23 protein-coding genes and 1 riboswitch are annotated in these 24,220 nt (G+C 73.0%); of the genes, 7 read left to right on the top strand and 16 right to left on the bottom strand.

The genetic code is table 11. The annotated features are described in order from the left end of the window. Positions 1 to 5 precede the first annotated feature (5 nt). Positions 6 to 602 carry a transglycosylase family protein gene (locus E4P39_RS23160; protein WP_135135527.1) on the top strand — a complete coding sequence of 199 codons (597 nt, stop codon included), beginning with the start codon at positions 6 to 8 and terminating at the stop codon, positions 600 to 602. Positions 603 to 772: 170 nt separating this feature from the next. On the opposite strand, the gene arc is transcribed toward E4P39_RS23160, so the two are convergent. Next, complete coding sequence (gene arc, locus E4P39_RS06260; RefSeq protein ID WP_135135526.1) at positions 773 to 2,542, bottom strand: proteasome ATPase; 1,770 nt, start codon at positions 2,540 to 2,542, stop codon at positions 773 to 775. Between the two features lie 139 nt (positions 2,543 to 2,681). After that, the gene (locus E4P39_RS06255) at positions 2,682 to 3,491 is read right to left on the bottom strand and encodes a tRNA (adenine-N1)-methyltransferase (protein WP_135135650.1); all 810 of its coding nucleotides are present in this window, start codon (positions 3,489 to 3,491) and stop codon (positions 2,682 to 2,684) included. Between the two features lie 195 nt (positions 3,492 to 3,686). Here E4P39_RS06255 and E4P39_RS06250 point away from each other — a divergent pair, with 195 nt between their 5' ends. Both E4P39_RS06250 and E4P39_RS06245 read left to right on the top strand, forming a co-directional pair. Then, on the top strand, positions 3,687 to 4,637 hold the full coding sequence (locus E4P39_RS06250) for a RecB family exonuclease (RefSeq protein ID WP_245159665.1): 951 nt from the start codon (positions 3,687 to 3,689) through the stop codon (positions 4,635 to 4,637). A gap of 66 nt (positions 4,638 to 4,703) precedes the next feature. Beyond that, positions 4,704 to 5,897 carry an amidohydrolase family protein gene (locus E4P39_RS06245; RefSeq protein ID WP_135135525.1) on the top strand — a complete coding sequence of 398 codons (1,194 nt, stop codon included), beginning with the start codon at positions 4,704 to 4,706 and terminating at the stop codon, positions 5,895 to 5,897. A 12-nt stretch (positions 5,898 to 5,909) separates the two neighbouring features. Here E4P39_RS06245 and E4P39_RS06240 read toward each other — a convergent pair whose 3' ends face one another. The 3 genes from E4P39_RS06240 to metH all read right to left on the bottom strand — a co-directional run bounded on the left by E4P39_RS06240 (position 5,910) and on the right by metH (position 11,691). Then, positions 5,910 to 6,656: an HAD family phosphatase gene (locus E4P39_RS06240; protein WP_135135524.1), complete on the bottom strand. Its 747-nt coding sequence runs from the start codon at positions 6,654 to 6,656 to the stop codon at positions 5,910 to 5,912. 5 nt (positions 6,657 to 6,661) lie between these two features. After that, the gene (locus tag E4P39_RS06235; protein WP_135135523.1) at positions 6,662 to 7,450 is read right to left on the bottom strand and encodes a hypothetical protein; all 789 of its coding nucleotides are present in this window, start codon (positions 7,448 to 7,450) and stop codon (positions 6,662 to 6,664) included. Positions 7,451 to 7,617: 167 nt separating this feature from the next. After that, a riboswitch (cyclic di-AMP (ydaO/yuaA leader) is annotated at positions 7,618 to 7,765 on the bottom strand. 122 nt (positions 7,766 to 7,887) lie between these two features. Continuing rightward, entirely contained in the window at positions 7,888 to 11,691 is a 3,804-nt protein-coding gene (gene metH, locus E4P39_RS06230) for a methionine synthase (RefSeq protein WP_135135522.1), read from the bottom strand. 116 nt (positions 11,692 to 11,807) lie between these two features. Between metH and E4P39_RS06225 the strand changes: the two genes are divergently transcribed. Then, on the top strand, positions 11,808 to 12,671 hold the full coding sequence (locus tag E4P39_RS06225) for a PAC2 family protein (RefSeq protein WP_135135521.1): 864 nt from the start codon (positions 11,808 to 11,810) through the stop codon (positions 12,669 to 12,671). 15 nt (positions 12,672 to 12,686) lie between these two features. Here E4P39_RS06225 and E4P39_RS06220 read toward each other — a convergent pair whose 3' ends face one another. The 4 genes from E4P39_RS06220 to mshC form a co-directional block, all read right to left on the bottom strand. Further along, positions 12,687 to 13,043 carry a hypothetical protein gene (locus tag E4P39_RS06220; RefSeq protein WP_209306380.1) on the bottom strand — a complete coding sequence of 119 codons (357 nt, stop codon included), beginning with the start codon at positions 13,041 to 13,043 and terminating at the stop codon, positions 12,687 to 12,689. After that, positions 13,040 to 13,441, bottom strand: a complete 402-nt coding sequence (locus E4P39_RS06215; protein ID WP_135135520.1) for a helix-turn-helix domain-containing protein — start codon at positions 13,439 to 13,441, stop codon at positions 13,040 to 13,042. Before E4P39_RS06215 ends, E4P39_RS06220 begins: the two co-directional genes overlap by 4 nt. A 65-nt stretch (positions 13,442 to 13,506) precedes the next feature. Continuing rightward, complete coding sequence (locus tag E4P39_RS06210) at positions 13,507 to 14,553, bottom strand: HD domain-containing protein (RefSeq protein ID WP_135135519.1); 1,047 nt, start codon at positions 14,551 to 14,553, stop codon at positions 13,507 to 13,509. Beyond that, positions 14,553 to 15,818, bottom strand: a complete 1,266-nt coding sequence (mshC, locus tag E4P39_RS06205; protein WP_135135518.1) for a cysteine--1-D-myo-inosityl 2-amino-2-deoxy-alpha-D-glucopyranoside ligase — start codon at positions 15,816 to 15,818, stop codon at positions 14,553 to 14,555. The genes E4P39_RS06210 and mshC overlap by 1 nt, the downstream gene beginning before the upstream one ends. Positions 15,819 to 15,868: 50 nt before the next feature. On the opposite strand from mshC, the gene E4P39_RS06200 reads away from it, so the two are divergent. Continuing rightward, the gene (locus E4P39_RS06200) at positions 15,869 to 16,585 is read left to right on the top strand and encodes a maleylpyruvate isomerase family mycothiol-dependent enzyme (RefSeq protein WP_135135517.1); all 717 of its coding nucleotides are present in this window, start codon (positions 15,869 to 15,871) and stop codon (positions 16,583 to 16,585) included. On the opposite strand, the gene E4P39_RS06195 is transcribed toward E4P39_RS06200, so the two are convergent. The 6 genes from E4P39_RS06195 to E4P39_RS06170 form a co-directional block, all read right to left on the bottom strand. Continuing rightward, on the bottom strand, positions 16,572 to 17,033 hold the full coding sequence (locus tag E4P39_RS06195; RefSeq protein WP_135135516.1) for an SRPBCC domain-containing protein: 462 nt from the start codon (positions 17,031 to 17,033) through the stop codon (positions 16,572 to 16,574). The two genes, E4P39_RS06200 and E4P39_RS06195, sit on opposite strands and share 14 nt — an antisense overlap. Beyond that, positions 17,030 to 17,470: a VOC family protein gene (locus tag E4P39_RS06190; RefSeq protein WP_245159664.1), complete on the bottom strand. Its 441-nt coding sequence runs from the start codon at positions 17,468 to 17,470 to the stop codon at positions 17,030 to 17,032. The genes E4P39_RS06195 and E4P39_RS06190 overlap by 4 nt, the downstream gene beginning before the upstream one ends. Positions 17,471 to 17,516: 46 nt before the next feature. Next, complete coding sequence (locus E4P39_RS06185; RefSeq protein ID WP_135135515.1) at positions 17,517 to 18,266, bottom strand: SCO1664 family protein; 750 nt, start codon at positions 18,264 to 18,266, stop codon at positions 17,517 to 17,519. A gap of 14 nt (positions 18,267 to 18,280) precedes the next feature. Beyond that, entirely contained in the window at positions 18,281 to 18,832 is a 552-nt protein-coding gene (locus E4P39_RS06180) for a DUF3090 family protein (RefSeq protein WP_135135514.1), read from the bottom strand. A 48-nt stretch (positions 18,833 to 18,880) separates the two neighbouring features. After that, complete coding sequence (locus E4P39_RS06175) at positions 18,881 to 19,579, bottom strand: histidine phosphatase family protein (RefSeq protein WP_135135513.1); 699 nt, start codon at positions 19,577 to 19,579, stop codon at positions 18,881 to 18,883. A 157-nt stretch (positions 19,580 to 19,736) separates the two neighbouring features. Beyond that, on the bottom strand, positions 19,737 to 20,567 hold the full coding sequence (locus E4P39_RS06170; protein WP_135135512.1) for an undecaprenyl-diphosphate phosphatase: 831 nt from the start codon (positions 20,565 to 20,567) through the stop codon (positions 19,737 to 19,739). 156 nt (positions 20,568 to 20,723) lie between these two features. Between E4P39_RS06170 and E4P39_RS06165 the strand changes: the two genes are divergently transcribed. Together E4P39_RS06165 and E4P39_RS06160 are read left to right on the top strand one after the other, a co-directional pair. Further along, on the top strand, positions 20,724 to 21,704 hold the full coding sequence (locus E4P39_RS06165) for an aldo/keto reductase (RefSeq protein ID WP_135135511.1): 981 nt from the start codon (positions 20,724 to 20,726) through the stop codon (positions 21,702 to 21,704). Between the two features lie 46 nt (positions 21,705 to 21,750). Next, positions 21,751 to 23,685 carry an AAA family ATPase gene (locus E4P39_RS06160; RefSeq protein WP_135135510.1) on the top strand — a complete coding sequence of 645 codons (1,935 nt, stop codon included), beginning with the start codon at positions 21,751 to 21,753 and terminating at the stop codon, positions 23,683 to 23,685. Positions 23,686 to 23,688: 3 nt separating this feature from the next. Here E4P39_RS06160 and E4P39_RS06155 read toward each other — a convergent pair whose 3' ends face one another. Beyond that, a complete protein-coding gene (locus tag E4P39_RS06155) occupies positions 23,689 to 24,180 on the bottom strand; it encodes a hypothetical protein (RefSeq protein WP_135135509.1) in 492 nt (163 codons plus the stop codon). Between the last annotated feature and the right edge of the window lie 40 nt (positions 24,181 to 24,220).

The following is a 24,220-nucleotide window of genomic DNA, read 5'->3' as shown; positions in this document are numbered from 1 at the left end:
AGATCATGACCAACCCCCGTTCCACCTTTGGCTCCCTCGCCCTCCGGCGCTCCGCAGCCGGCCTCACCGCCGCAGGTGCCCTCCTGCTCAGCCCCTTCGCCGGCGTCGGAACCGCCTCGGCCGCCGACGGCGCCACCTGGGACCGTCTCGCGCACTGCGAGAGCAGCGGCAACTGGTCCATCAACACCGGCAACGGCTACTACGGCGGCCTGCAGTTCTCCCAGTCGACGTGGCAGGCCTTCGGCGGCGGCGCCTACGCCTCACGGGCCGACCTCGCCACGCGCGAACAGCAGATCGCTGTCGCCGAGAAGACGCTGGCGCAGCAGGGCTGGGGTGCCTGGCCGGCCTGCTCGGCGAAGCTGGGCCTCGGCGAGGCGGACAAGGCCGGGAGCGCTGCCGCCCCGGCTGCCGCCGCAGCGCCGGCTCCGGCGGCGGCGCCGACCGCGTCGGGCCAGCAGTACACCGTCGGCGCGGGCGACACGCTGGCCGGGATCGCGGCCGCCCACGGGCTCGACTGGCAGGCCCTCTACGCGGCGAACGCCGGGGTCATCGGCGCGGACCCCTCGAGGATCTTCCCGGGTCAGGTGCTCACCCTCCCGTGATCCCTCCCCGGCGCGGCTGAGCCACGACCGCTTTCGGTACCGAAAGCGGTCGTGGCGTACCGCAGCTTTCGGTACCGAAAGCTGGACTTCGACCATGCGAACGGCCCGGTCACCGCTGCAGGTGACCGGGCCGTTCGCGCCGTGCCGTGCCGTGCCGTGCCGTGCCGTTGCTACAGGTACTGGCCGGTGTTCGTGGCGGTGTCGATCGCCCGGCCCGACTCGCTGCCCTTGCCGCTGATGAGCGTGCGGATGTAGACGATCCGCTCGCCCTTCTTGCCCGAGATCCGCGCCCAGTCGTCGGGGTTGGTCGTGTTGGGCAGGTCCTCGTTCTCCTTGAACTCGTCGAGGCAGGCGGCCATCAGGTGGCTGACGCGCAGCCCGCCGGTACCGGTCTCGAGCTGCTCCTTGATCGCCATCTTCTTGCCGCGGTCGACGATGTTCTGCAGCATCGCGCCGGAGTTGAAGTCCTTGAAGTACAGGACCTCCTTGTCACCGTTCGCGTAGGTGACCTCGAGGAAGCGGTTCTCCTCGCTCTCGGTGTACATGCGCTCGACGGTGCGCTGGATCATCCCGGCGATCGTCGCCTCGCGGCTGCCACCGTTCGCGGTGAGGTCGTCCGGGTGGATCGGCAGCTCGGTGGTCAGGTACTTGGTGAAGATGTCCCGCGCGGCCTCGGCGTCCGGACGCTCGATCTTGATCTTCACGTCGAGCCGGCCCGGGCGGAGGATCGCCGGGTCGATCATGTCCTCGCGGTTGGAGGCGCCGATGACGATGACGTTCTCCAGCCCCTCGACGCCGTCGATCTCGCTGAGCAGCTGCGGGACGATCGTCGACTCGACGTCGGAGGAGACCCCCGAGCCGCGGGTGCGGAAGATCGAGTCCATCTCGTCGAAGAAGACGATGACCGGCGTGCCCTCGCTGGCCTTCTCCCGGGCCCGCTGGAAGACGAGCCGGATGTGCCGCTCGGTCTCGCCCACGTACTTGTTGAGCAGCTCCGGACCCTTGATGTTGAGGAAGTAGGACTTGGCCTGCCCCTCCCCCTTCACCGCGGCGACCTTCTTGGCCAGCGAGTTGGCGACGGCCTTGGCGATCAGCGTCTTGCCGCACCCGGGCGGGCCGTAGAGCAGGATCCCCTTCGGCGGCCGCAGCTGGTAGGTGCGGAACAGGTCGGCGTGCAGGAACGGCAGCTCGACGGCGTCCCGGATCTGCTCGATCTGGCGCGACAGCCCACCGATGTCGCTGTAGTCGATGTCGGGGACCTCTTCGAGGACGAGCTCCTCCACCTCGCTCTTCGGGATCCGCTCGTAGACGTAGCCCGACCGCGTCTCCAGCAGCAGCGAGTCGCCGACCCGGAGCGGCTGCCCGGTCAGGGAGTCGGCGAGGAAGACCACCCGCTCCTCGTCGGTGTGCCCGATGACCAGGGCCCGCGGAGTGACGCCGTCGATCGGCTCGAGCAGCTCCTTGAGCATGACGACGTCGCCCGCGCGCTCGAACCCGCGCGCCTCGACGACGTTCATCGCCTCGTTGAGCATGACCTCCTGGCCGTGGCGGAGCTCCTCGCCCTCGACGTTGGGCGACACCGAGACGCGCAGCTTCCGGCCGCCGGTGAAGATGTCGACCGTGCCGTCCTCGTGCCGGCTCAGGAAGACGCCGTACCCGGACGGCGGCTGGCCGAGCCGGTCGACCTCCTCCTTGAGCGTGACGAGCTGCTCACGGGCGTCGCGCAGGGTGCCGGCGAGCTTGTCGTTGCGCTCGGAGAGGAAGGCTGCGCGGCCCTCGGCCTCGGCGATCCGCTCTTCGAGCAGCCGCACCTGCCGGGGGCTGTCGGCGACCTTCCGGCGGAGGAGACCGATCTCCTCCTCGAGGTAGGAGATCTGGCTCAGCAGTGCCGCCACGTCACGTTCACGCCGCGCTCGCATGTCGTCAGGACCGAGACTCATCGCGCACCTCCACACACCTCGGGGGGAGCCAGGAAGCAAATCTATACACGCGGGGCGACAGTTCGCCGCTACCTCGCGAGGTCCGTCGCAGCCGTCGTCCCACAGGTCTCAGGAGTGCCGTCGGACAACGAAGCCCGGCTCAGGACTTCTGCGCGCGGCGCTGCCGGATGGGGGCGACCTGACCCTCGGCGAGCCGCCGGGCGGTCACCAGGAACGCCGTGTGGGCCACCATCCGGTGCTCGGGGCGGACCGCCAGACCCACCGCGTGCCACGGCCGCAGCAGCGACTCCCAGGCGTGCGGCTCCGTCCAGACGCCCTGGGCGCGCAGTGCCTCGACGTAGGTGGACAGCTGGGTCACGGTCGCGACGTAGCCCACGAGGACGCCGCCGGGACGCAGCGCCGCGGCCACCGTGGGCAGCACGGCCCACGGCTCCAGCATGTCCAGGACGACGCGGTCGACGACCTCCTCCGCCGGGTGCTCGGCGAGGTCCCCGAGGCGCAGCGACCAGTTCTCGGGCACCTCGCCGAAGAACGCCCCCACGTTGCCGCGGGCGATCTCGGCGAAGTCCTCGCGCCGCTCGTAGCTGGTCAGGGAGCCCGTCGTCCCCACCGCACGGAGCAGCGAGCAGCTCAGCGCGCCGGATCCCGCGCCGGCCTCGAGCACGCGCATGCCGGGCCCGACGTCGCCGAAGCCGACGATCTGGGCGGCGTCCTTGGGATAGATGACCTGGGCGCCGCGCGGCATGGACAGCACGAAGTCGGCCAGCAGCGGCCGCAGCGCGAGATATCCGGTGTTGGCGGTCGACGTGACGACGGAGCCCTCGGGGGCACCGATCAGGTCGTCGTGGGAGATCGCCCCGCGGTGGGTGTGGAACTGCTTGCCGGGCTCGAGGACGACGGTGTGCAGCCGCCCCTTCGGATCGGTGAGCTGCACACGGTCGCCGGCCACGAACGCACCCGGGACGGGCTCGCGCGGCTCCGTCGGCGTGTCCGGCGCGGGTTCGGTTCCGGGAACGGCGTCGGCGATCGGCTCGTACTGGGTCTCCACGTGCGACGAGGGTACGGACGGTGCGACTGGAACCCTTGTACCCTGCTGCGGCGCGGACACTCGGAACTGTCGGAGGGGCGACCTAGCCTCGGGTGCATGACGGCGATGGTGGACACGCAACCGGCAACCGAGGCCTCCCTCGAGGGCGCCGCCACGCCGGACGACGCGCAGGCGCCGCGCCGGCCGTCGCTGTCGCCGAGCCGCGCCGCGGACTTCAAGACCTGCCCGCTGCTCTACCGCTTCCGCACGATCGACCGGCTGCCCGAGCGGAAGAGTCTCGCCGCCGTCCGCGGCACCCTGGTGCACTCGGTGCTCGAGCGGCTCTACGACCTGCCCGCGAGCGGCCGCACCGTCGAGGCCGCGCAGGAGCTCCTCGCCCCGGCGTGGGCGGAGCTGCGCGAGGAGCCGGGTGTGGCCGACCTGTTCGCCACCGCGCAGGAGGACGGCGCGGAGACCGACGCCAACGCCCCGGAGTCCGTGGAGGCATGGCTGGCCTCGGCCGGCCGTCTGGTCGAGAAGTACTTCACCCTCGAGGACCCGACCCGCATCCAGCCGCACGGCCGCGAGGAGCTCGTCGAGGTGACGCTGCCCGACGGGCTGCTGCTCCGGGGCTACGTCGACCGGCTCGACCTGGCCGCGAACGGCGCGCTGCGGGTGGTCGACTACAAGACCGGCTCGACGCCGCGCGAGATGTTCGAGGGCAAGGCCCTCTTCCAGATGAAGTTCTACGCGCTGGTGCTGTGGCGCACCCGGGGCGTGGTGGCCAGCCAGCTCAAGCTGATCTACCTGGGCGACGGCGAGGCGCTGACCTACGCGCCCGACGAGGCCAAGCTCGTCCGGTTCGAGCGCACCCTGCAGGCCATCTGGACGGCGATCGAGCGCGCCGTCGCCACCGGCGACTTCCGGCCCAACAAGACCCGGCTCTGCGGCTGGTGCGACCACCAGGCCGTCTGCCCGGCCTGGGGCGGCACTCCCCCGCCCTTCCCCGTGGAGGCCGCCGCGGCGGCGGGCTGGCGGACCACACTGCCGGTCGTCGAGCTCGGCTGAGGCCCCACACCGGGGCGCCGCGCCCTAGCCTGCGCGCATCGTGGCGTGGCGGACGGAGGCCAGCAGATGCGCGGTTACCGAGCCCCCCGGGCCTTCGACGGGGAACGGGTCCTGCCGGGCGGCGCCCTGGTCCTGGTCGAGGACCAGACGATCGTCGGGGTCGAGCCGGCCGCCACCGCCGCGCCGGACGGCTGCGACGTGACGGAGTTCGCGGGGACGATCCTGCCGGGGCTCATCGACAGTCACGTGCACCTGTGCGCCGACGGGGGCCTGCGGGCGCTGGACCAGGTTCCCGAGCTCTCCCCGGGCGACCTGGCGGCCGTCGTGGAGGCCGCAGGGCAGCGACAGCTCCGTGCGGGAGTGACCGCCGTCCGCGATCTGGGCGATCACCGGTGGGCCGTCGTCGAGCGATCCGGTGACGGTGCCGGCCCGACCGTGGTGGCCGCCGGGCCACCCCTCACGTCCCCGGGCGGGCACTGCTGGTCGATGGGCGGCGAGGTGACGGGCGTGGAAGAGATACGCCGCGCCGTCCGCGAGCGCGTGGATCGTGGCGCCGGCGTGGTGAAGATCATGGCCAGCGGCGGCGTGATGACGCCCGGCACGGACGTCACCGCGTGCCAGTTCAGCCTCGCCGAGATGCGCGCCGTGGTGGAGGAAGCCCACCGGCACGGTCTGCCGGTCACCGCGCACGCGCACGGCCTCCCTGCGGTCGAGCGCAGCTTCGCCTCCGGCGTCGACGGCATCGAGCACTGCAGCTGCATGACGCCGACGGGGGTGCGCACCCCGCCGGACCTGGTCGCGCGGCTGGCCGCGGCCGGCACCTACGTCTGTCCGACGCTCGGTCGCGTGCCGGGCATCGATCCGCCGCAGCGAGTGCTGGAGCTGCTCGAGGCCCTGGGCGCGACCTACGAGAACCACCACCTGCCGCACGTCGCCGAACTGCACCGCGCGGGGGTCACCCTCCTCGCGGGTACGGACGCGGGGATCGGCGCGGCCAAGCAGCACGGGCTGGTGCCCATGGCGATCGCCGACCTCGTGACGGCGTGCGGCATGGGCCCCGCGGACGCCCTCGCCGCGGCGACCGGTGTCGCGGCCCGCGCCTGCGGCCTGGAACGGCGCACGGGCCGTCTGGCGGCTGGGCTCGACGCGGACCTGCTCGTGGTGGACGGCGATCCGCTGACCGACGTGACCGTGCTGCGACGACCCCGCCTGGTCCTCTCCCGGGGACGAGCGGTGCCGCTGGAGCGGGCGGCCGCGTAGCCGCCCGGCGCGTCAGGCGTCGACCGACGCCAGGTCCCGGCACTGCAGCAGCTGCTCGACGTCGGGGATCCCGATGCCGGTCAGGGACGGGCGCACGGCCAGCCCGGGAGTCGGCGGCACGGCCTGCTCGGCCGGTACCCCGAGCACGGCGATGCCCGCGGCCAGGCCGGCGCTGATGCCGGCCCAGGAGTCCTCGATCACCACGCACTCCCCAGGCTCGACGCCGAGTTCCGTCATGGCCTGCAGGTAGGGCGCGGGATCCGGCTTGCGGGCCGGCACCTCGTCCCCGCACACGGTCACGTCGAACGGGTCGTTGCCGAGGTCGGCCCGGATCGATCCGAGCACGATCTCCGCGAGCCGGCGGGGCGTGGTGGTGACCAGCGCCGTGGCCAGCCCGGCCGTCCGCACCGCGGCGACGAGCTCCCGGGCCCCCGGGCGCCACCCGATGCCGTCGGCCATGAGCTGCGCCGTCCGCTCCTCCACCCACCGGGCGTCCGCGGCCACGTCGGCTTCCGTGCGCGTGACCCCGAGGTCCGCGTGCAGCACCGCCATGGCCACCGGCATGCTCGTGCCGATGGTGCGCGTGCGCGCCTCGTCGGACATCCGCCCGCCCAGCCGCGCGGCGAGCTCCGCCATGGCCACGCCCCAGAGCTGCTCGGTCTCCACGAGCGTGCCGTCCATGTCGAACAGGACGGCGCGCAGTCGCCTGGGTGCGGGGCCGGAGCGGCTCGGTAGGGAGGCGTCGACGGGGCAGGGCATGCGGCTCAGCCCCGGTAGTTCACGTGGACGTGGTCCATGTGATTGGCCGTCGCGCTCCCGCGGTTCTCCATCGACTTCCAGGCACCGCCCGGGGAGCTGAGCATCCGCTGCTGCCAGATGATGTACTCCACGCCCAGCTCGTCCCAGTTCGCGATGTGGTACTCGGCGATCGCGTCCCCGAGCGACGGGCTGCACATGTAGTCCAGGGCCAGGCCCGAGGGGTGACCGCCGGGGTCGGCCGCGCTGGCACGGGTGCCGCCGATGGTGATGCCGTCGGCGCCGGGCACGTTGGAGACGACGGCGTTCGCGGCGGCCTGCGCCTGTGACCGCGTCGACCCCGCGCTGTTGCTGATCCTCGCGACGACGGAGACCGCCGTCGAGCCGCCGGCCGCGACCTCCTTCTCGGTCTCGGCTTCGGCCGCGGTCTCGGCCTCGGCGGCCTGGGCCTCGGCAGCTGCCTCGGCCGCAGCCGCGGCCTCCGCGGCTGCCTGCGCCTCCGCTTCGGCCCGAGCGGCCGCCGCGACCTGCTCAGCCTGCGCCTGGGCCGCGGCTGCCGCGGCCTCCGCGGCCTGCTCCGACTCGCGCTGCGCCCGGCTGGCGGCCAGCTGTCCCAGCTGTTCGCGCTCCTGCACCGGCGAGCCGCCCACGTCGGCGTCGGCGATCCCCAGGGCCTCGGCGACGGCGGCTGACGACGACTGCTCCTGCGTCGCCGTGGTCGCGGCGGCGGGTGCCCCGGCCACCGAGTTGACGGCGGCCATCGCGCTGACGATCGCCAGGGCCATGACGTAGGCCATGTGCCGAGGCGGAGGGCCAGAGGCCCGACGTCGCCCGGTGCTGCGGGCACGGCGCAGGGCTCGTCGCGGCGTTGCCGGTGGAGTGCCGTCGCGGTCCGGGTCGTCGGACGAGGGCTCGTCGATCAGACGTGCAGAGTCCGTGTACAGCGTCGCCAAGCGGCGGCTCTCCGTTCTTCCTTCAGCCGCCTACCGAGTTAGCTGACGGGTTCGGGCCGGAAGTCGCCCTACCTGCGAACAGGATTCACCCCAGAGGAACCGATGGGTCCCCGGTCCACGCGTGGCGATCGGCCACGGGCGGTTCGGCGGTGTCCGGCCGAGGTCCTCGTTCGAGGAGCGGGGCCCGGCGGACAGATAACAAACGTACTACGAATTCGGTGGCTCGCCACCTTGATGCTTGCCACATTCTTAGCCGAGTGTGAGCGGGAGAGTGCAGGGCGTCACTCGTCCTCGGTGCGGTACCCGAGGTTCGGCGACAGCCACTTCTCCGCCTCGTCGACGGTCCAGCCCTTCCGGCGGGCGTAGTCCTCGACCTGGTCCCGCCCGATGCGCCCGAGCACGAAGTAGCGCGACTTCGGGTGCGAGAAGTACAGCCCGCTCACCGCTGCGCCCGGCCACATCGCCATGCTCTCGGTGAGCTCGATCCCGGTGGCGGCCTCCACGTCGAGCAGGTCCCAGATCGTCCGCTTCTCGGTGTGCTCAGGGCACGCGGGATAGCCGGGGGCCGGGCGGATGCCGGAGTACTTCTCCGCGATGAGCGCATCGCCGTCGAGGTGCTCGTCCGGGGCGTAGGCCCAGAACTCCCGGCGCACCCGCTCGTGCAGCCGCTCGGCGAAGGCCTCCGCGAGCCGGTCGGCCAGCGACTCCAGCAGGATGGCGCTGTAGTCGTCGTTGGCCTTCTTGAACGCCGCCACCCGCTCGGCCGAGCCGAGGCCGGCGGTCACCGCGAACGCACCGACGTGGTCGTGCAGCCCCGTCGACCGCGGTGCGACGAAGTCGGCCAGGGACATGCGGGGCGCGCCGTCGCGGCCCTCGGTCTGCTGCCGGAGCTGGTGCAGGGTCGCCCGGACCGCGGTGCGCGACTCGTCCGTGTAGACCTCGATGTCGTCGCCGTCCACCTGGTTGGCCGGGAACAGGCCGAAGACGCCGCTGGCGCGCAGCCAACCAGCCTCCACGACCCGGTCGAGCATTACCTGCGCGTCCTCGTAGAGCCGGCGCGCGGCCTCGCCCGTCGTCGGGTTGTGCAGGATGTCCGGGAACCGGCCGCGCATCTCCCAGGCGTTGAAGAACGGCTGCCAGTCGATGTAGCCGCGCAGCTCCTCGAGGGGGTAGTCCGGGAAGGTCCGGACGAACTGGGTGGCCGCGTGGTGGACGTGGTCGCAGGAGGGGCCGGCGCAGAGGTCCTTCGCCTGCTGCAGCAGCATCCGCGGTCGCGGCGGGGAGTAGCTGCGCCAGTCGATCGGGGTCGCCGCGGCCCGGGCCGCGGCGATCGGCAGCAGCGTCCGGGTGTCCTGGCGGGCCGCGTGCCGCTCGCGCAGCGCCTCGAAGTCGGCCTCCACCTCGGCGAGCAGCTTCGGACGCTGCTCGTCGGACAGGAGGGCGGCGACGACCGGCACCGACCGCGACGCGTCCTTCACCCAGATCACCGGGCCGTGGTACTTCTGCGCCACCTTGACCGCGGTGTGCGCGCGGGACGTCGTCGCCCCGCCGATCAGCAGCGGGATGTCGAAGCCCTGGCGCTCCATCTCCGACGCCAGGGTGACCATCTCGTCCAGCGACGGCGTGATCAGCCCGGAGAGCCCGATGATGTCGGCGCCCTCCTCCTTGGCGGTGTCGAGGATCTTCTGCGCGGGCACCATGACGCCGAGGTCGACGACGTCGTAGTTGTTGCACTGCAGGACGACGCCGACGATGTTCTTGCCGATGTCGTGGACGTCGCCCTTCACCGTCGCCATGACGACCTTGCCGTTGCTGCGCTCGACGTCGCCGGGCTGCTTCTCCGCCTCGATGAACGGGATCAGGTACGCGACGGCCTTCTTCATGACGCGCGCGGACTTCACCACCTGCGGCAGGAACATCTTCCCGGCGCCGAACAGGTCACCGACCACGTTCATGCCGTCCATCAGCGGGCCCTCGATGACCTCGATGGGCCGGCCGCCGCGCGCGCTGATCTCCGCGCGCAGTTCCTCGGTGTCGTCCTCGACGAAGGCGTCGATGCCCTTGACCAGCGCGTGGGTGATCCGCTCGCCCACGGGCAGCGCGCGCCACTCCTCCGACGCCACCTCCTTCACCGCACCGTCACCGGCGAAGTCCCCGGCGATCTCCAGCAGACGCTCGGTGCTGTCCGGACGGCGGTTGAGGATCACGTCCTCGATCCGCTCGCGCAGCAGCGGCGGCACCTCGTCGTAGACCTCGAGCGCCCCCGCGTTGACGATGCCCATGTCCATGCCGGCCGCGATGGCGTGGAACAGGAAGACGGCGTGGATGGCCTCGCGGACGGGGTTGTTGCCCCGGAAGGAGAACGAGACGTTCGAGACGCCGCCGGACACCAGCGCCCCGGGGAGGTTCTGCTTGATCCAGCGGGTGGCCTCGATGAAGTCCAGCCCGTAGTTCGCGTGCTCCTCGATGCCCGTGGCGACGGCGAAGACGTTCGGGTCGAAGATGATGTCCTCGGCCGGGAAGCCGACCTGGGTCACGAGGATGTCGTAGGCCCGCCGGCAGATCTGTTTCCGGCGCTCGAGGTTGTCGGCCTGGCCGTCCTCGTCGAACGCCATGACGACGACGGCGGCACCGTACTTGCGGCACAGCCGGGCCTCGCGGACGAACTTCGCCTCGCCCTCCTTGAGGGAGATCGAGTTGACGATCGACTTGCCCTGGATGCACTTCAGCCCGGCCTCGATGACCTCCCACTTCGAGGAGTCGATCATGGCGGGGACGCGGCAGATGTCGGGCTCGGTGGCGATCAGCTTCGTGAAGCGGTCCATCGCCTCGACGCCGTCGATCATCCCCTCGTCCATGTTGATGTCGATGACCTGCGCGCCGGCCTCCACCTGCTGGCGGGCGACCGTGAGCGCCGCGGGGTAGTCGCCGGCCTTGATGAGGTTGCGGAAGCGGGCGGAGCCGGTAATGTTCGTCCGCTCGCCGACGTTGACGAACAGGGTGTCGGCGGTGACGGTCACCGGCTCCAGGCCGGAGAGCCGGAGCGCCGGCGTCGCCTCCGCGGGCGGACGCGGCGACCTCCCCTCGACGACCCCGGCGATCGCGGCGATGTGCGCCGGCGTCGTCCCGCAGCAGCCGCCGACCAAGTTGACGAAGCCGCTCTCGGCGAACTCCCGCAGGACGCCGGCGGTCTCGTCGGGCGACTCGTCGTACTCACCGAAGGCGTTCGGCAGGCCGGCGTTCGGATAGCAGGAGACGAACGTGTCGGCGATGCGGGCCAGCTCGGCGATGTAGGGCCGCATCTCCTTCGCGCCCAGGGCGCAGTTGAGACCCACGAGCAGCGGGTCCACGTGGCGGACGGAGTGCCAGAACGCCTCCGTGACCTGGCCCGACAGCGTGCGCCCGGAGGCGTCGGTGATGGTCCCGGAGATCATCACCGGCCAGCGCCGTCCCCGTTCCTCGAACAGCGTCTCGAGGGCGAAGATCGCCGCCTTGGCGTTGAGGGTGTCGAAGATGGTCTCGACGAGCAGGACGTCCGAGCCGCCGTCCACCAGGCCGTTCGCCTGCGTGAGGTACGCCCCGACCAGCTCGTCGAAGGTGACGTTGCGGGCGCCCGGATCGTTCACGTCCGGCGAGATGGACGCCGTCCGGCTGGTCGGGCCGATGGCCCCGACGACGTACCGCGGCGTGCCGGGCGTGCGCTCGGTCATCGCGTCGCACTCGGCGCGGGCCAGCCGGGCCGAGGCCACGTTGAGCTCGTACGCCAGCTCCTGCATCCCGTAGTCGCTCAGCGAGATCGCCGTGGCGTTGAAGGTGTTGGTCTCGATCAGGTCCGCGCCGGCCTCGAGGTACTCGCGGTGGATGGCGGCGACGATCTCGGGCTGGGTGATGCTGAGCAGGTCGTTGTTGCCCTGGACGTCGCTCGGCCAGTCGGCGAACCGCTCACCGCGGTAGCCCGCCTCGTCCGGCCGGTCCCGCTGGATCGCGGTGCCCATCGCGCCGTCGAGGACCAGGATGCGCTGCCGCAGCAGCGCGGTCAGTGCAGCTGTGGCGTCCGGACGGACGGACGGGCCGTGGGCGGACACCGAGCAAGAGTAGACGCGCCCGTGCGGTCGACGGGTCACCCTCACCTCTCGAGGTGGGCCATCCGGAAGGGTGTGGAGGCGCGGCGACGTCGGTGGATCGACGTAGGCTCGCAGAGGTGATCGACCCGACGTCCGCGACCGACGACCTGCCCGAGCTGACCGACCCCTTGGTGGTCGTCGCCTTCGAGGGCTGGAACGACGCCGGTGACGCCGCTACGGGGGCCGTCGAGCATCTCGAGCTGATCTGGGACGCGAAGCCGCTGGCCGCGCTCGACCCGGAGGACTACTACGACTTCCAGGTCAACCGGCCGACGGTGTCGCTGGTCGACGGGGTCAGCCGGCGGATCGAGTGGCCCACCACACGTATCTCGGTGGCGCGGCCGCCGGGCAGCGAGCGCGACGTCGTCCTCGTGCGCGGCATCGAGCCCAACATGCGGTGGCGCGGGTTCTGCGCGGAGCTGATCGAGATCCTGCGCGAGCTCGACGTGTCGATCGTCGTGGCACTCGGCGCCCTGCTCGCCGACACCCCGCACACCCGCCCGACCCCGGTCACCGGATCCGCCTACGACGCCGCGTCGGCGCGCGCCTACGGGCTGGAGGCCTCCCGCTACTCGGGGCCGACCGGGATCCTCGGCGTCTTCCAGGACGCCTGCGTCCAGGCCGGGCTGCCGGCGATCAGCTTCTGGGCCGCGGTGCCGCACTACGTCTCCCAGCCGCCCTCCCCCCGCGCGACGATGGCCCTGCTGCAGCGGGTCGAGGAGGTGCTCGAGTTGGCCGTGCCCCTGGGTGCGCTGCCCCAGCAGGCCGACGACTGGGTCAAGGACGTGGACGAGATGGCCGCCGAGGACGCCGAGGTGGTCGAGTACGTGCGGTCGCTCGAGGAGCGGGCCACCGAGGTCGACCTCTCCCAGGCCAACGGCGACCAGATCGCGCGGGAGTTCGAGCGCTACCTCCGCCGCCGCGGCTCGACGGGCGGCTGACGCGGTCCCGGGCGGTCAGTCCCGGATGAGCGCCCGTTCGACCCGCTCGGCGGTCGCCCGGGCATCGTCCACGCCCCGCACCAGCCGGGCGCACCGCTCCTCGGCCAACTCGATGACGACCGGTTCGCGGGAGCCCCGCACGTTCCAGAACACCCGCTCGCCGTCCTTATAGAGGGTGCCGGCCGTGATGAACCGCGGCACGTGGGTTCCGGGCGCCCGCACACCCGCCGGCTCCCGGACGACCCCGGGGTCGGCCGTGGCCCCGCGGACGTGCGACAGCGGCACAGCGATCCGACGGCGCAGCGACCAGAACCGATCCATGCCCTGCATGGTGACGACGAGCTGGTCGCCGGTGATGTCGATGCGGGTCACCTGTCCTCCTCGATGGTGGAGCGCGGTGCGGCGCGCGTGATCAGGCGCTCGCCCAGGACCCGGGCGAGATCGTCGTCGGCCGGCAGCGTCGAGCGGATGCGGGCCAGTCCCGCTGACACCAGGACGGCGGTCTCGACATCGGTGGGAGCGCGCTCGACGGCGGCGCGCAGCAACAGGGTCAGATCGTCGTCCGGCCCGGCCAGCCCTCCCACGTGGGCGCGCAGCGCGCGCAGCCAGAGTCCCCGTTTGCTGCCGAAGGCCTGGTACAGCGACCCCCGGTGCATCCCGAGGGCGCGGACGAGGTCGTCGACACCGGTCCCGTCGTACCCGCGCTCGCAGAACAACGCCGTGGCGGCCTCGACGGCCGTCCCCTCGTCGAAGCTCCGTGGCCGTCCCATGACCCGACCCTGGCTATTCATGACCGATCGTTCAAGAACGTGCGGTCATGGATCCCTGAACGCGTTCAGCGAGCGGGCAGGAGCGGGGTCATCCGGGAGGTCGCGTCGGCGTCGAAGAGCCGGTCGTGCATGTTCAGGGCGAAGCGGTCGGTCATCCCCGAGACGTAGTCGACGACCTGGGTCACGGCGTCGGCCTCCGTGTCGCGGTAGCTCGCGGGGATCAGGTCCGGATGGGCCAGGTGGTGGTCGACCAGCCGGCGGATCACCTCGATGGCCACGTGCTTCTGCCCGGCCGCGGTGTCGGACTCGTAGACCCGCTCGAACATGAAGGTCCGGAGCTCGTGCATCGCCTCGAGGGCGTCCGGGTCCATGACGACGGCGCCGGCCCGGTTGTCCGGCGACAGGCTGCCCTCGATGACGGCGGAGATCATCGCGCCGACCATCTCGCTGCCGGGCTCGCCGAAGACGGCGCGCGGACGCGACGGGAAGTCGTCGGGCCGGAGCACGCCGGCCCGGATCGCGTCGAGCGCGTCGTGGGAGAGGTACCCGATGCGGTCGGCGTACCGCACGCACTCGCCCTCGCGGGTGTCCGGCGGCGGATCGATCTTCCAGCTGTGGGAGCGGACGCCGTCCCGCACCTCCCACGTGAGGTTCAGGTGCTCCAGGACCTCGACGATGCGCACCCCCTGGGCGGCGTGATGCCAGCCGCCGGGGACGTAGGGCTCCAGCGCGTCCTCGCCCAGGTGGCCGAACGGCGAGTGCCCGACGTCGTGGGCCAGCGCGATGGCCTCGGCGAGGGTCTCGTTGAGGCCGAGCGCCCGGGCCAGGGAGCGCGCCACCTGCGTGACCTGCAGCGTGTGCGTGAGGCGGGTGACGAAGTGGTCGCCGTCGGGATTGAGGAAGACCTGCGTCTTGTGCTTGAGCCGGCGGAAGGCCTTCGCGTGCAGGATCCGGTCGCGGTCCCGCTCGAACGCCGTCCGGAGCGGGTCCTCCGGCTCGGGCCGGTCCCGGCCACGGGAGGCGGCCGAACGGGCGGCGCTGGGTGCGAGCCCCTCCTCGGCGCGTTCGCGCGCCGCCCGGTCGATGCGGTGGAACGTCCGGCCCGGGGGCATCAGCAGTCCTGCAGCGAGACGCCGAGGAGCGCGTCGACGGCGTCGCACACGATGCGCGGCGCCCCCTCCTCGGTGTCGGAGCCGCCGGTGAGGGACTGCGCGGCCCACGCGTCGACCAGCGCGATCGCGCCCGGGCTGTCCAGGTCGTCGGCCAGCCGTTCGCGCAGCCCCAGGAGCAGGGGCGCCGCCGGGGCCCCGGCGTCCAGGGCCACCGCCCGGCGCCAGGTGGCCAGCCGCTCCTCGGCGACCTTCAGCAGGCCGGCCGTCCAGGCGCGGTCGGTCCGGTAGTGACCGGACAGCAGGGCCAGCCGGACCGCCATCGGGTCGACGCCGTCGCCGCGGAGCCGGGAGACGAAGACCAGGTTGCCGCGGCTCTTGCTCATCTTCTCGCCGTCGAGGCCGATCATCGCCGCGTGCACGTAGGCCCGGGCGAAGGGCTGTTTCACCCCTGTCGCAGTGGCGGTGAGCGCCTCGGCGTGGACGGCGGAGTACTCGTGGTGCGGGAAGACCAGGTCGCTGCCGCCGCCCTGGACGTCGAACCCCATCCCGATGGTGTCCAGCGCGATGGTGGCGCACTCGATGTGCCAGCCGGGACGGCCCGCGGTGCCCTTCGGGCCCGGCCACGAGGGCTCGCCGGGACGCTCGCCGCGCCACAGCATGGGGTCCAGCGGCTGCCGCTTGCCGGCGCGGTCGGGGTCTCCCCCGCGCTCGGCGAAGAAGCGCAGCATGGTCGCCTCGTCGTAGCCGGACTCCCCGCCGAAGCCGGGGGCCTGCGCGACGTCGTGGTAGATGTCGCCGGTGCCGTCGTCGAGGACGTAGGCCAGTCCCTCGTCGAGCAGGTCCTCGATGTGGGCCACGATCCGCGGGATCGACTCCACCGCGCCGACGAAGTCCTCGGGCGGCAGCACGCGCAGGGCGGTCATGTCCTCCCGGAAGAGGGCGGTCTCGCGCATGCCGAGGACGATCCAGTCCTCGTTGTCGCGGTCGGCGCGGTCCAGCAGCGGGTCGTCGATGTCGGTGACGTTCTGCACGTAGTGGACGGCGTGACCGGCGTCCCGCCACACCCGGTTGATCAGGTCGAAGGCCAGGTAGGTGGCCGCATGACCGAGGTGGGTGGCGTCGTAGGGGGTGATGCCGCAGACGTACATCCGCGCGGTCCGGTCGGGGCTGGTGGCCACCACCTCACCGCGGGAGGTGTCGTGGACCTTGAGGACGGGCCCGGTCCCGGGCAGGGTCGGCAGCAGCGGAGCGGGCCAGGAGAGCACGGCACGAGCCTAGAGCGGCGGGCGGACGCGCCCGCGCCGGAGGAGGAGCAGTGGAGCTCGACGAGTACCTGCCGGTGCTCCGGCGGACGAACCGGCGGTTCGCCGACGCCGCCGCCGAGGCGCTGCTCGCGAGCGGGTGGACGGCGCCCGTGCCCGGCTGTCCCGGCTGGACGCTGGCCGATCTCGTGTGGCACCTCGCCGAGGTGCAGCACTTCTGGGCCCGCATCGTCCGGACGCGGGCGGCGGACCCGTCCGCGTACGTTCCCCCGGCCCGGCGTCCGGACGACGAGCTGCTCGGGTTCTCCGCCGCGGTGTCGGTGGAGCTGGAGACGGCAATGGGCGGTGCCGACCCGGCCGACCGGGTCTGGACCTGGGCGCCACAGCAGGACGTCGCGTTCGTCCTGCGCCGCCAGGTCCAGGAGGCCGTGGTGCACACCGTCGACGTGGAGCAGGTGCTGGGCGACGTCCGCCCGATCCCGGCGCAGGTCGGCCTCGACGGTCTCGACGAGTGGCTCGACGTGATGGTCCCGGGCGCGCTGCCGGACGGCCCTCCCCCGGACGCCCACCCGGTCGTCCTCCACGCGGTGGACGCCGACGCCGAGCGGACGCTCTTCCCCGGCTCGCGGCCCTTCCCGATCGCGGCGCTCACCGGCACCGCCGGCGACCTGCTGCTGGCGGTCTGGCGCCGGGTGCCGCTCGAGGTGCTCACCGTGGACGGCGACCCGCTGCAGGCCGCCGCGATGATCGGCCTGGTCAGCCTGGAGTAGGTCCCCCCTCGACGAGGGCGGCCAGCCGATCCAGCGCCATCCGCCAGCCGAGCTCGTTGTCCTCCGGGGCGACGCCGTCCGGCACGCCCTCGTGGACGGCCAGCAGCTCGGTGCCTCTCTCGTGGGCCCGCAGCGTGAGGGTCATGGTCATCTCCCCGGCGAGCCTCGGGTCGGTGGTCTCGAACTCGTCGACCTCCACGACGAGCTCGTCCGGCACGAGCCGGGTGAACCGGGCGCGGTAGGTGTCGCTGTGCGCGGTGGTCTTGCCCCGAGCGTCCGGCACCTCGTACGTCAGCGTGACGCGGAACCCCCCGTCCTCCTGCGGCTCGACGGTGCTGGTCATGCCGTCGGGAAACCGCCAACGGCCGATCATCGCCGGGTCGGTGAGCGCTCGGTACACCGCTGCCCGCGGTGCCCGCAGCAGAGCGCTCACGCGGGTGGTGCTCACGACCAGGTCACGGCGTCGCGGTCGAACTCCTCGCCGGTCTGGATGCCGACCACGCAGAAGACGAGCCCGGCCGGGTCGAGCAGCTGCCAGAACGAGCCCATGTCCCGGTGCCGCGTCGCCCCGAGGGCCTCCAGGCGGGCCACCTCGGCAGGGATGTCGTCGGTCTCGATGTCGACGTGCCACCGCGGCGGCGTCCCCTCACCGGTCCGCTGGACCTCCACGTGCCACCCGTCGGCGAACGATCCGAGCGACGACCACTTCTCGTCGGTCGCGTCGGGTTGCGCGGGGCGGCCGGTGGCGCCGGCCCAGAAGTCCCGGTCGGCGTCATGGTGCTCGGGCGGAAGGTCCAGCAACAGGATCGACAGTCGGCTGCGGTGCGGCATGAACGGCATCTTGGCCCACCCGACCGACAGCGAGACCTGCGAAGTCGTGGCCATCAGCCGCTGATGGCCACCACTTCGTGCATCTCGAGGAGGCAACTCCTTAGAACGGCGGCCAGGGCAGCGCAGGCCACTCGCCGCTGGGCTCGGGATGCCGCCCGGTGCGCAGCATCTCCGCCACCCGCTGCTGCGTGCAGCGCACCTCCCGGCGGGTCAGGTGCTCGTGCAGCTGCTCCCCCAGCTCGCCGCGCAGCTCGTCCGCCAGCCGCTCCAGCACCGCGACGGCGTCCTCCGGCAGCGGCTTGCCCGCCCATCGCCACAGCAGCGTCCGCAGCTTGGGGTCGACGGAGAAGCAGATGCCGTGGTCGACGCCGTACACGTGGCCCGCCGTCGTCGGGATGATGTGCCCGCCCTTGCGGTCGGCGTTGTTCACCACCGCGTCGAAGACGGCCATGCGCCGCAGCGCCGGGTCGTCACGGCGCACGAATGCGGGCAGGTCGACGCTCTCGTCACCGTCGATCCACAGCTGGACCATGCCGGGGCCGAACGGCCCCTCGCGCAGCACGGTGGGCGGCACCACGCCCCAGCCGGTCGCCTCCGACACGAGGAAGGCCGAGATCTCGCGCCCGGCGAGCGTGCCGTCGGGGAAGTCCCAGAGCGGCCGCTCCCCCGCCACCGGCTTGTAGACGCACTCGGCCTCGAGCGTGCCGGTCCGGATCGCGCCGACCAGGGTCACGTTCGAGGCGTCGAGCAGCCGGCCCTCGAGATCGATCACGCCGTCGCGCAGGAGGCACTGGGCCTCCGCGTCGTCCGCAGGCGGGCGCAGGTCGGCCCCGACCGGTTGCTCGCTCATGGCGGAGCCGCCGCTCAGCGGCGGTAGCCGTTCTGCCGCGGGCAGACGTGCCCGGCCGGGTCCAGCGGCAGCGAGCACAGCGGGCACGGCGGCCGGCCCGCGGCCACCACCCGGCGGGCGCGGGCCACGAACGCCCGAGCCGCCATCGGCGTGATGGTCACGCGGAGCGCGTCGGGCCCCTCCTCGCTGTCGGAGAGGATGGCCTCCTCGTCGATCGGCTCGTCGGTCGCGGCGACCGCCTCGACGACGACGGCCTCGGCGGCGCCGTCCCAGGCCAGCCCCATGGCCGCGACCCGGAACTCCTCGTCGATCGGCGCGGTCAGCGGCTCCAGGTCGTCGACGTCGGCCTCCGGCGGGATGACCGTCCCCGCGCGGCCGGCGATCTCGTCGAGCAGCTCGTGCATCCGGTCGGCAAGGACCTGGACCTGCGTCTTCTCCAGCGCCACGCTGACCGTGCGGCCGGAATCGTCCGAGGCCTGCAGGTAGAAGGTGCGGTCCCCCGGCTGACCCACGGTGCCCGCGACGAACCGGCTCGGACGTTCGAAGAGATGGACCTGACGGGGCACCCGCTCAGGTTACGCGGGCGCGGCCACCGCCTCCGCTGACGACACAGGTCAGGCGCTCGTCCCGGCGCCGCCGCCCACGACCGCATCGGAGGACGCCTTGCCCCGGCGACGACGGCGCGGCGGAGGGATCAGGCCGGAGACGTCGCCGCCGGTGTCGTTGACGCGCACCACGAAGGGCCGCGTGTCGGTGTACGTGACGACGGAGACCGACGCCGGGTCGACGACGATCCGCTGGAACTGGTCCAGGTGCAGGCCGAGCGCGTCGGCGAGGATCGCCTTGATCACGTCGCCGTGGCTGCAGGCGAGCCACACGGCGTCCGGGCCCAGGCGGGCGTTCCAACTCCGGACGGCGGCGACCGCGCGGACCTGGGTCTGCGCCAGCCCCTCCCCCTCGTCGCCGGGGAACACGGCGGCCGACGGGTGCTGCTGGACGACCTTCCAGAGCGGTTCCCTGCTCAGCTCCTTGATGGTCCGGCCCGTCCAGTCGCCGTAGCGGGCCTCGCCGAGCCGGTCGTCGGTCTGCACGGCGAGGTCGCGCCCCGCGGCGACGGCCTCCGCGGTCTGCACGCACCGCTCGAGCGGGCTGCTCACCACGGCCGCCAGGGGCACCTTCGCCAGCCGCTCCCCCACCGCGGCCACCTGGGCGGCGCCGGCGTCGTCGAGCTGCACGCCCGGGGTCCAGCCGGCCAGGACACCGGCGGCGTTGGCCGTCGTCCGGCCGTGGCGCAGGAGCACGACGGTCGTCACGACTCCTCCTCGCCCGCGCTCGTCGGCCTCGTGCCGAGACGTGCTGTGCTCATGGGTGAACTCGCACACTCGTTCACGCTGCGCAGCCTAGGTGCCCGGCCTGGGGAGCCGGTCAGCACGGCGGATCCGTACCGGTTCCACACCGGAGGTGCGTGGTTCAGGTGGGGTCGAGGACCCCCGTCTGCACCAGGGCGAGCACGAGCACGCCGAGCACCAGCCGATAGACGACGAAGGGCGTGAAGCTGCCCCGGTCGAGGTAGCGGAGCAGCCAGGCGATCACGGTGAGCCCCACACCGAACGCGATGACGGTCGCCAGGACCGTCGGCCCCCACGAGACGCCCTGCCCGGCGACGTCGCCGGTCATGGCCTCGTAGGCCTGGAAGAACCCCGACCCGAGGACGGCGGGCACGGCCAGCAGGAAGGAGTAGCGGGCCGCGGCCGACCGCGAGTAGCCGAGGAACAGCCCGGCCGTGATCGTGCCGCCGGAGCGGGAGACGCCCGGGATCAGGGCCATCGCCTGGGCGAACCCGAAGCCGATGCCGTGGGGCACGGTCAGGTGCTCCAGCTCGCGCTTCTTGGCGCCCACGCGGTCGGCCCAGAACAGGATGAGCGAGAACAGGATCAGCGCGATCGCGACGATGCGCAGGTCGCGCAGCGTCGTCTCGATGTCGTCCTGGAACAGCAGGCCGAGGACGACGATCGGGATGCTGCCCACGATGATCAGCCAGCCCATCCGCGCGTCCGGCTCGCCCTTCCGCTTCCCGGCGAGCGAGCCGAGCCAGGCGACCACGATCCGCGCGATGTCGTGCCGGAAGTACAGGAGGACGGCGGCCTCGGTGCCGATCTGCGTGATCGCGGTGAACGCCGCGCCGGGGTCCTCCCAGCCGAACAGCTCGCCGACCAGCCGCAGGTGGGCGCTGGAGGAGATCGGCAGGAACTCGGTGAGGCCCTGGACGATCCCGAGGACGATCGCCTCGATCCAGCCCATCAGCTCGCCTTCCGGGCGGAGGAACGGGCAGCGGCGGGGGGTCGGGCGGGCACGAGGGCCCACCCTAGGCGGCAGACGGCCGCGACCCGCCGCGCCGCCCCGAGGGTTCGGGTGCTCCTCGGTACCGGTCGTCGGTCGCCGGTAGGTTTTCCCGTCGTGGAGCAACGCGCGCTGGGTCGCAGCGGTCTGGTCGTCTCGCGGCTCGGGCTGGGCACCATGACCTGGGGCCGGGACACCGACGAGGACGAAGCGGCGATGCAGCTGACGGCGTTCGTCGACGCCGGCGGCTCCCTCGTGGACACCGCCGACGTGTACTGCGACGGCGAGAGCGAGCGCGTGCTCGGCCACCTCCTGTCCGACGTCGTCCCCCGGTCGGACGTGCTGGTCGCGACCAAGGCGGTGGGCCGCACCGGGGCCGGGCCGATGGGCCGGGGCGCGTCCCGCGGGCACCTGCTCGCGGCGCTCGACGCGTCGCTGGAGCGGCTCGGCCTGGACTACGTCGACCTGTGGCAGCTGCACGCCTGGGACGAGGCCACGCCGATCGAGGAGACGCTGGCCGCGTGCGATCTCGCGGTCTCCTCCGGTCGGGCCCGCTACGTCGGGGTCAGCAACTTCACCGGCTGGCAGACCGCGCAGGCGGCGACCTGGCAGCGCGCCTGGCCCGGCCGGACGCCGCTGATCAGCACGCAGGTCGAGTACTCGCTGCTGCAGCGCGGCGTCGAGCGCGAGGTGGTCCCGGCCGCCGAGTCTCTGGGCCTGGGCGTCCTGGCGTGGTCGCCGCTCGGCCGGGGCCTGCTCACCGGCAAGTACCGGCACAGCACGCCGACGGAGTCGCGCGGGGCCTCGCCGCAGTGGCAGGGCTTCATCGACGGGCTGCGCTCGAAGAAGTCCGACCGGATCGTCGAGGCCGTCATCACCGCCGCCGAGGGCCTCGGCACCACCCCCCTCGCCGTGGCCCTGGCCTGGGTGCGCGACCGGCCGGGCGTCGTCGCACCGATCGTCGGGGCGCGCACCGCCCAGCAGCTGCAGGCCTCGCTGGACGCCGACGTCGTGCGCCTGCCCGCCGCGATCCGCACCGCTCTGGAGGACGTGTCGGCGCCGCCGTTCAGCTATCCCGAGCGCCGGTCGGAAGGATGACCGCGAGCAGGGCCGACATGGCCGTCTCGGCCGCCAGGAGCACGGGGTGAGCGAGGCGGCAACCGCGCCGGCGGCCAGCGATCCGGTCTTCGCCGCGTTCTGTGCGGCCGGCCTCTGGCCCGGGCTGGGCAAGCGGACGGCGGCCGATCTCCCGGCCGCCGGGATCACCGCGCCGGACGACGTCACCGCCGACCGGCTGATCAAGCTGCCCAAGGTCGGCCGCCAGCGGGCCGAGCGGCTCTTCTCCAGCTTCCTGGCCGCGGCGCCCACCTACGAGGTCGTCGAGCTGCTCGTGGGCGCCGGCCTGGCGGCCAAGCTCGCCGCCGGCGTCGCCGACACCCTCGGCCCGGACGCCGCCCGGCGCCTGCGCGACGACCCGTGGGCGCTGCTCTCGCTGTCCGGGGTGTCGCTCGGGGACGCCGACCGGCTGGCGATCGCCGTCCTCAAGGGCGCCGACCGGCAGGACACCCGGCGCGGCCGGGCCATCGTCGGGCTCACCCTGCGGACGGCGACCCGGGACGGGCACACCGTCCTGCCGGCCGACCTGGTCGTGGCGGCCCTGCAGGCCGAGGGCACCAGCGACCCGGTCGCGGCGATCGTCGCCGCGGTCGAGTCCGGCGACGTGCTGGAGCACGAGCCGCCCGAGCCGGAGGATGCGGACGCCGAGCCGGATCCGGCGCTGCGCACCCTGTCGCTGGCCCGCTACGGCATGGCGGAGGAGCTGGTCGCGGAGGCGGTCGCGCGCCTGACCGCCACGGCCGAGCGGATCGCCGACCCGGCGTCGGTGCGCTCGGTGGCCAAGGGGCTGGACAAGGCGCAGGCCGAGGCGGTGGCGCAGGTGCTGGGCGCCGGGGTCAGCCTGCTCACCGGTGGGCCGGGCACCGGCAAGAGCCGGACGGTCGCCGCCATCGTGAAGCTGCTGCGGGCCAAGGGCACCGACATCGCCCTGGCCGCCCCCACCGGCCGGGCGGCGAAGCGGCTGGAGGAGCTCACCGACCACCCGGCGGTGACGGTCCACCGGCTGCTCGGGGCGCAGGGCACGTCCGGCGGCTTCTCCCGGAACGAGGAGTGGCCGCTGGACGCCGACGTCATCGTCGTGGACGAGGCCTCGATGCTGGACGTCGAGCTGACCGCCGCCCTGCTCGAGGCCTGTCCCGACGGCACGCACCTGCTGCTGGTCGGCGACCCCGCGCAGCTGCCGTCGATCGGGCCGGGCCACGTGCTGGGCGACATGATCGACTCCGGCGTCGTCCCGGTCACCGAGCTGACCACGCTGTACCGGCAGGCCGAGGGCGGCGCGATCGCCCGCCTGGCCACGGCCGTCCGCGGCGGCGAGCTGCCCAAGGTCGACTCCCCCGACCGCGAGGTCGTCGTCGTGCCGGCGACGGGCAGCGCCGAGGCGGCGCGCCGCGTCGTGCAGCTGGTCACCGACTCCATCCCCCGGGCGCTCGGCATCGAGCCGGGCGCGATCCAGGTGGTGACGCCGGTGCACCGGGGCCCGGCCGGCACGATCGAGCTGAACAAGGCGCTCAAGGCGGAGCTGAACCCGGGAACCGGCACGGTCTTCGGGTTCGACCCCGGCGACCGGGTGGTGGCGACCGCGAACCACATGGACCTCGAGCCGGTCGGGTTCGCGAACGGTGAGGTCGGGGTGGTCACCGGCACCGGCGAGGGCTCCCTCGACGTCTCGTTCGCCTCCGGTCCGGTCACCGTCACGGGGCAGGCCCTGTTCGACCTGCGGCACGGCTGGGCGATCACGGTGCACCGCGCGCAGGGCTCGGAGTGGCCCGGTGTGGTCGTCGTCCTGCCGCCGGAGGCGGGCGGGATGCTGTCGCGGCCGCTGGTCTACACCGCGCTGACCCGGGCGCAGCAGCACCTGTCGATCGTGCACGCCAGCGGGGCCGCGCTGGCCCGGGCGGTGCGCGAGGTCGACGTCCGGCCGCGACGCACCCGGCTGGCCCGGCTGCTCGCCGAGGGCTGAGGGCTACTCGCGGCCGGCGGGCCGGTCGGCGTTGAGGGCGATGGCCCTGTGCAGACGGATGCCCCGGCGGATCGGCGAGCTGAAGACGAGCGCGGCGCCCACCAGCGTGAACCAGTTGACGTCAGCGAACCGGCCGAAGGCGAGCGCGAACCCCGCGTCGGCGACGACCAGCGTTCCCCAGACCGCGGCCAGCAGGACGACGACCCGGGATCCCCAGGAGGTGCCGCTGCCGCGGGGCTGGCTCCGGGCCAGCGACAACCGGGCCAGGTCCACCGCGGCCCGCCGCAGCGCCGGGTCCTCCAGCTCCCGTCCCCGCTCGACCGCCGTGGTCACCGCCGCCGCCTCGCGGGCGGCCAGGTCGTGCCGCCGCAACAGCTCGGCCGCGGGGTCGGCGTCCACGCGGGTGCGCAGGCGGGTCCAGTACCCCTGGCGGCCGAGCTGCCAGAGGAGGAGCGGCAGCCCCGCCAGGATCAGCAGGGCGAGGAGCGAGGTCACGGCGGGCAGCTTTCCCCACGCGCTGCTCTTCCACCCCGGA

The organism is Blastococcus sp. CT_GayMR19, assembly GCF_004570385.1.
Taxonomy (GTDB): domain Bacteria; phylum Actinomycetota; class Actinomycetes; order Mycobacteriales; family Geodermatophilaceae; genus Blastococcus_B.
The sequence above is the reverse complement of the archived record's forward strand: the minus strand, read 5'-3'. Positions and strand labels throughout refer to the sequence as shown.

Bases quoted from the DNA above. Each gene is read 5' to 3' on its own strand.
- E4P39_RS06190 (WP_245159664.1), bottom strand. From the start codon at position 17,470: ATGGCCACGACTTCGCAGGTCTCGCTGTCGGTCGGGTGGGCCAAGATG.
- E4P39_RS06235 (WP_135135523.1), bottom strand. From the start codon at position 7,450: ATGGCCTACGTCATGGCCCTGGCGATCGTCAGCGCGATGGCCGCCGTC.
- E4P39_RS06240 (WP_135135524.1), bottom strand. From the start codon at position 6,656: ATGCCCTGCCCCGTCGACGCCTCCCTACCGAGCCGCTCCGGCCCCGCA.
- E4P39_RS06210 (WP_135135519.1), bottom strand. From the start codon at position 14,553: ATGCCCCCGGGCCGGACGTTCCACCGCATCGACCGGGCGGCGCGCGAA.
- E4P39_RS06170 (WP_135135512.1), bottom strand. From the start codon at position 20,567: ATGGGCTGGATCGAGGCGATCGTCCTCGGGATCGTCCAGGGCCTCACC.
- E4P39_RS06250 (WP_245159665.1), top strand. From the start codon at position 3,687: ATGACGGCGATGGTGGACACGCAACCGGCAACCGAGGCCTCCCTCGAG.
- E4P39_RS06185 (WP_135135515.1), bottom strand. From the start codon at position 18,266: ATGAGCGAGCAACCGGTCGGGGCCGACCTGCGCCCGCCTGCGGACGAC.
- E4P39_RS06245 (WP_135135525.1), top strand. From the start codon at position 4,704: ATGCGCGGTTACCGAGCCCCCCGGGCCTTCGACGGGGAACGGGTCCTG.
- E4P39_RS06215 (WP_135135520.1), bottom strand. From the start codon at position 13,441: ATGGGACGGCCACGGAGCTTCGACGAGGGGACGGCCGTCGAGGCCGCC.
- arc (WP_135135526.1), bottom strand. From the start codon at position 2,542: ATGAGTCTCGGTCCTGACGACATGCGAGCGCGGCGTGAACGTGACGTG.
- E4P39_RS23160 (WP_135135527.1), top strand. From the start codon at position 6: ATGACCAACCCCCGTTCCACCTTTGGCTCCCTCGCCCTCCGGCGCTCC.